The following is a 5,214-nucleotide window of genomic DNA, read 5'->3' as shown; positions in this document are numbered from 1 at the left end:
GGATGGCCTCGGCGCCGACCGCCTCACCACGCTCCGGGGCGAGCGCGATGCTCTCTGCGATCGAGACGTGGGCGCCGAGGTACATGGACCCCCTTCCGACGACGGGTAGCTCCTGGGGGTCAGATGAGCTTTGCCGATTGGGGACGAATTGGGGCCAACCCTATTCAAGCGCCATGGGACCTGGAGACGTGAGGGTCGCAGGATGGCCGTCGAAGCCGAGGTCGATTCGCGTTTCACCGGGATGATCCTCCTGCTCCGGCGCCTCTTCCCGGAATCCCCCGACGGACGGCTTCGATCCCCATCTCGCCCCGACATGGGTTTCGCCCGGCGCCTTCCGCGGCGCCGCTGACTCCCGCGGCGGTACCTCACGCGAGGTCTGGGCGCTCGTGGGCGAGCCGCCGGGCCTTCACGACGAGGTAGGACTGGGTCAGGTGCTTCTCCCCGCGGGCGAAGGAATCGGAGAGCTCCTCCCAGCGGCCGTCCTCGACCCACTTGCGAACCGTCTCATCTCGGAGGAAGAGCTCGACCTCCCGCAGTTCTTCGAACTCCGCGACGATCGTGTCCACGCCCAGGAACTCGACGTCGAAACGGTTCTCCTCGAGCAAGTCCTCCATCGTGTCCTCGTAGAAGGCCCACCGCGAGCCGCGGCGCGTCTCCTTCCAGTGGTCTCCATGGTGGCAGCAGAAGATGAACTTCCCACCGGTCCGGAGACCGCGCGACGCATGCCACACGATCTCCGGGGACATGCAGAGATTGCTCACGACGAAGTCGAACGGCTCGGACGAGAACTCGTGGTACGGCGTCTTCTCCACGTCCCCCCACACGAAGTCGACGCGCCGGATGTCTTTGACTCCGGCATAGGCTCGGGCCTGCTGGAGCTTCATGCGGTCCAGGTCCACGCCGATTACATGGCCGCCCAATCCGGCGGCGACGAACGCGACCCGGCCTTCTCCCGTGCCCACATCGAGGACCCGGCGCCCGCGGAAGTCCTCGTGGCGGAACTGGTCGAGGAGCATGGGCCGCAGTTCGAACGCGTGTCGCGCGGCGTCCCGCCAGAGAAGCCGACGCGTCTGGCGAACCACGTCGACCACGGGACCTCCTCGGCGGCCCGGATGCGGAGTTCGGGATAAGAGTCCATCGGTGGACGGCCGGAACGCCACACGCTTATAGGACGCGGGCACCTTGGTGCGCGGGAGTGACCATGGACGTCACCGAACACGGGCTCTTCGTCCGCGGCAAGTCCGTCCCTGCCTCCTCGGGGAAGACCGTGGAGGTCCTGGATCCCGCGACGAACCGGGCGATCGCCCGGGTCGCCTCGGGCACCCGGGAGGACGTGGATTCCGCGGTGGAGGCCGCACGCGCCGCGTTCGAGTCCCCGGATTGGCGGGACATGGACCCCAGCAAGCGGGGCCGTCTCCTGTTCCTCCTGGCCCAGCAGATCCGGGATCGGTTCGAGGAGCTCGCGAGACTGGAATCCCTCAATGTGGGAAAGCCGTTGCGAGAGGCCAAGGGCGATGTGGCGTACGTCTACAAGCTATTCGAATATTATGCAGGGATTGCCGATAAAATTCAAGGCGCTACGATCCCCGTGCCGGGCGCGCGGTTGGACTACACGCTCCGCGAGCCCCTGGGCGTCACCGCCCATATCGCCCCGTGGAACTACCCGCTTCTCCTGGCGTGCCGCGGAATCGCGCCCGCCCTCGCCGCGGGCAACACGGTCGTCCTCAAGCCGGCGAGCCTCACGCCGCTCTCCGCCCTGAGGGTCGCCGAGCTCGCGGAGACGGCCGGATTCCCTCCCGGCGCGTTCAACGTGGTCACGGGTCCGGGCAAGGAGGTCGGAGAGGCGCTCGTCCGCCATCCGGACGTGGACAGCGTCACGCTGACCGGGTCCACGGAGACCGGGAAGCAGCTCCTGCGGATCGCCGCGGACCGCATCACGCCCACGGCGCTCGAGCTGGGCGGGAAGAACCCCCAGATCGTGCTCCCCGACGCGAGGATGGACAAGGCCGTCGCGGGCGTCGCCTTCGGGGCCTTCCAGAACGCGGGCCAGATGTGCTGGGCCGGCTCGAAGCTCCTCGTCCATGCGGACGTCGCCCCGGCGTTCCTCGAGAAGCTCAAGGACCGCACCGCCAAGATGCGAATCGGCCCGGGGCTCGAGGAGGGCGTCCATATGGGCCCCCTCGTCTCGCGGGAGCAGGCGAGGACCGTGTCGGAGGCCATCGAGGAGAGTGTCCGCACAGGGGCGAAGCCGCTCGTGGGCGGCGGGCGGCCGGAGGATGCGCGGTTGCGCGACGGGAATTTCCTCCTGCCCACGGTCTTCGAGCATCCCCCCGCGGACAGCCGGGTGGCCCGCGAGGAGGTCTTCGGCCCCGTCCTGGCGGCTTGGTCCTTCACGGACTTGGACGACGCCATCGCACGCGCGAACGACACGCCGTACGGGCTCAGCGCGGGACTCTGGACCCAAGACCTCGGGAGCGCCCACACGATCGCGCGGCGTCTCAAGGCGGGGATGGTCTCGATCAACGAGTATCCCGTGACGTTCCCCCAGACGCCGTTCCTCGGATGGAAGCAGTCCGGTCTGGGCCAGGAGCAGGGCGTGGATGCGGTCCTGTTCTACACCCACGTGAAGAACGTGCTCGTGAACCTCGAGTAGGCCCGCGGGTCCTGGGTGTCAGAGCACCGTCCGTTGTTCGTGGATCGCGAGGCCCTTGGCACGCGGTCGCGCCAGGTACTCGTCAGGGTCCAGTTGTTCGGGGATCACGAGGCCCCGTGCCGACACCCGGCCCTCGAGCAGCATCTCGTCGTCGGCGGCGGCGGTCATGCAGGATTCGCGTACCCGACGGCTCGTTTCGGCGGGACGAAGGACGCGGCGAAAGGCTTGAGAGGAAGGGTGCCATGGCGGCGACGATGATTTACGTCGCTCCGACCGCGGTCCTCGTGGGCGATGTCTCCGTGGCCGAGGGTGGGAGCGTCTGGCACGGGGCCGTGCTGCGCGGCGACTTCGATGCCGTGGTCGTCGGGAAGGATTCCAACGTGCAGGACAATGCGGTGCTCCACGTGGACCGTCGGATGCCCTGTGAGATCGGCGACCACGTGACCGTAGGTCACTCCGCGGTGGTCCACGGCACCAAGGTCTTGGGCGACTCCTTGATCGGCATGCACGCGACGCTGAACAGCGGCACGGTCGTACGCCGCGGCAGCCTTGTGGCCGCCGGCACGGTCACTCGGGAAAACGCCGAGTTTCCGGAGGAGAGCGTGATCGCCGGGGTGCCTGCGAGGGTGCTCCGAAAGGTAGACGAGACCCTGTGGAAACGGATCGAGCTTTCCTGGGAGATCTACCGGGACCTGGCGAAGGCGTCCTTGCCGGCTCGTCCCGCGATCCTGGCGGACCCGAGCCGCCAGATTCCGTTCGAAAAGTCCGAGGAGTTTACCCGGCTCGTTCGGAAGGGTTGAGGACCACCCAAACGTTTTTCGCAGGCCGTCGCATCGGCGCGCGCGATGGCGCGCTTCACCGTCCAAATCCAGATGCGGTTCCGCGACCTGGACGCGATGGGTCATGTCAACAACGCCGTGTACCTGACCTACTGCGAACTCGCGCGCACCCAGTTCTACCTCCGGCACGCGTTCAAGCGGTCCTTGCACGACATCGACTTCATCCTGGCCCACGTGGACATGGACTATGCCTCCGCCGCGGAATGGGGCGACGAGGTCGAGGTCTCCGTCTGGCCTTCGAAGATCGGCGAGTCCTCCTTCACGCTCAGCTACGAGCTCCGCGACAACAAGAGCGGTCGCGTGCTCGCAACCTCCTCGAGTGTCCAGGTGGCCTACGACTACGACAAGAAGAAGACGAAACCAATCCCGCCCGACTTCCGGAAGATGCTTGAGAAGAATCTGGAGGCCTAGGGGATCCCCCGGAGGAGGGCGCGCAGGCGGTCCGGGTCCGCCGTGGGCGGGGAGCATGTGGTCCCTTGGCAAACGAAAGCCACAGGTCCCGCCCGGGCCTCGGCGGTCTTTCGCATATGCTCGACCGCATCGGGGACGTACGATTCCTTGTCGTCGGCAACCAGGATGGTCTTCCCGGGCGCGTAGGTCTCGCGCGCCACCGCCGCAAGCCGCTGCGCCCGCGGCTCGTCCCGTGGCCCCAGGAGGACAATCTCCGCCCTCGGATGCAGCCAGAGCTCGGCGGCCAGGAAGTACGTGCCGCAGAAGATGGGGCCGTACCGGGCTGCCTCTCCTGCGAAGCCGGTCACGATTTCGTCGTGGTGGAGTCGGTAGTCATCGTTCCCCGTCAGCGCGTAGAGGCGCTGCAGGCAAAGTGCGGCCACGGCGTTCGCCCCGGCGTACGGGGAATCGTCCAGGGGGCGACGGCGGATTTCACGCAGACTGAGTTCCGCGGTCTCGCGGACGTCTTCGGCCAGGTCCGTGAAGCCGGGGTTCTTCGAGTCCCAGAAATGCGTGAGCGCGTACGCCATGGCCTCCTCGGCCCGGCGCTGCCACGCGACGTCGCCGGTCGCGGTGTGCGCCGCGAGGCAGGCCTCGACCATGAAGACGTGGTCTTCGATCAGCCCGTGAACCTTGCGTTTCTCGTCCCCCAGTGCATGCCACATCCCTTGGTCCGGCGTCCAAAGCGTCTTCCAAAGTCGCTTCAGGGTCTTGAGGGCGAAGGCCGTCACGTCATCGCGGCCGAAAGCCATCGCCGCCTCGAGGGCCGCCGAGACCATCATGCCGTTCCAGGACGCGTAGATCGTCCGATCGACGGCGGGCGGGGTTCGCCGGTCCCGCGCGGCCTTCAGGCGCGCCTTCCCGCTGGCGAGAAGGGCGTTCACCCGATCCGGAGGCATCGACAGTTCTTGTGCGATCTCTTCGGGCGTCGCGGCCAAGTAGAGGACGTTCCGCTTCGGGTCGTGGTGCATCTCGCCCTTCTCCCCGATGTCGTAGCGGAGGGCTAGGACCCGCGCCTCCTCCGCGGGTAGGGCGTGCTGGGCTTCGTCCAAGGTCCACGTGAAGTAGTCGCCGTCGTCCTCGAGGCCGACGTCGGCGTCCTGGCTCGTGTAGTACCCGCCCTTCGCGCGGTCCGAGAGGACCTCGTCGACCCAGGCGAGGATGCCCTCCGCGGTCTCACGGAACAGCGGCGCCCCCGTGAGCTGCCACGCATGGACGTAGTTGCTGAGGAGGCCCGCGTTGTCGTACAGCATCTTCTCGAAGTGGGGGACG

6 protein-coding genes are annotated in these 5,214 nt (G+C 67.4%); 3 read left to right on the top strand and 3 right to left on the bottom strand.

Annotated elements, in window-relative coordinates; translation table 11 throughout:
• Positions 1-365: 365 nt before the first annotated feature.
• A complete protein-coding gene (locus tag VEY12_08305) occupies positions 366-1,091 on the bottom strand; it encodes a class I SAM-dependent methyltransferase (protein HYM40126.1) in 726 nt (241 codons plus the stop codon).
• A gap of 110 nt (positions 1,092-1,201) precedes the next feature.
• Here VEY12_08305 and VEY12_08300 point away from each other — a divergent pair, with 110 nt between their 5' ends.
• On the top strand, positions 1,202-2,653 hold the full coding sequence (locus VEY12_08300; GenBank protein ID HYM40125.1) for an aldehyde dehydrogenase family protein: 1,452 nt from the start codon (positions 1,202-1,204) through the stop codon (positions 2,651-2,653).
• An 18-nt stretch (positions 2,654-2,671) separates the two neighbouring features.
• Here the strand turns inward: VEY12_08300 and VEY12_08295 are convergent, their stop codons facing one another.
• Positions 2,672-2,821, bottom strand: coding sequence for a hypothetical protein (locus tag VEY12_08295; GenBank protein HYM40124.1), 150 nt, complete (start codon positions 2,819-2,821; stop codon positions 2,672-2,674).
• Between the two features lie 74 nt (positions 2,822-2,895).
• Between VEY12_08295 and VEY12_08290 the strand changes: the two genes are divergently transcribed.
• Together VEY12_08290 and VEY12_08285 are read left to right on the top strand one after the other, a co-directional pair.
• Entirely contained in the window at positions 2,896-3,453 is a 558-nt protein-coding gene (locus VEY12_08290) for a gamma carbonic anhydrase family protein (protein HYM40123.1), read from the top strand.
• Between the two features lie 45 nt (positions 3,454-3,498).
• Positions 3,499-3,903 carry a thioesterase family protein gene (locus VEY12_08285; GenBank protein ID HYM40122.1) on the top strand — a complete coding sequence of 135 codons (405 nt, stop codon included), beginning with the start codon at positions 3,499-3,501 and terminating at the stop codon, positions 3,901-3,903.
• Here the strand turns inward: VEY12_08285 and VEY12_08280 are convergent.
• Positions 3,900-5,214, bottom strand: a 1,315-nt coding sequence (locus tag VEY12_08280; GenBank protein HYM40121.1) for an AGE family epimerase/isomerase, incomplete at its 5' end; no start/stop codon positions are given. The genes VEY12_08285 and VEY12_08280 overlap by 4 nt on opposite strands.

The organism is Thermoplasmata archaeon (assembly GCA_035632695.1).
Lineage (GTDB): Archaea > Thermoplasmatota > Thermoplasmata > RBG-16-68-12 > RBG-16-68-12 > RBG-16-68-12.
This window is presented reverse-complemented; position numbering and strand designations above follow the sequence as displayed.

Coding starts and splice junctions, on each gene's coding strand:
- VEY12_08300 (HYM40125.1), top strand. CDS start 1,202: ATGGACGTCACCGAACACGGGCTCTTCGTCCGCGGCAAGTCCGTCCCT.
- VEY12_08295 (HYM40124.1), bottom strand. CDS start 2,821: ATGACCGCCGCCGCCGACGACGAGATGCTGCTCGAGGGCCGGGTGTCG.
- VEY12_08290 (HYM40123.1), top strand. CDS start 2,896: ATGGCGGCGACGATGATTTACGTCGCTCCGACCGCGGTCCTCGTGGGC.
- VEY12_08285 (HYM40122.1), top strand. CDS start 3,499: ATGGCGCGCTTCACCGTCCAAATCCAGATGCGGTTCCGCGACCTGGAC.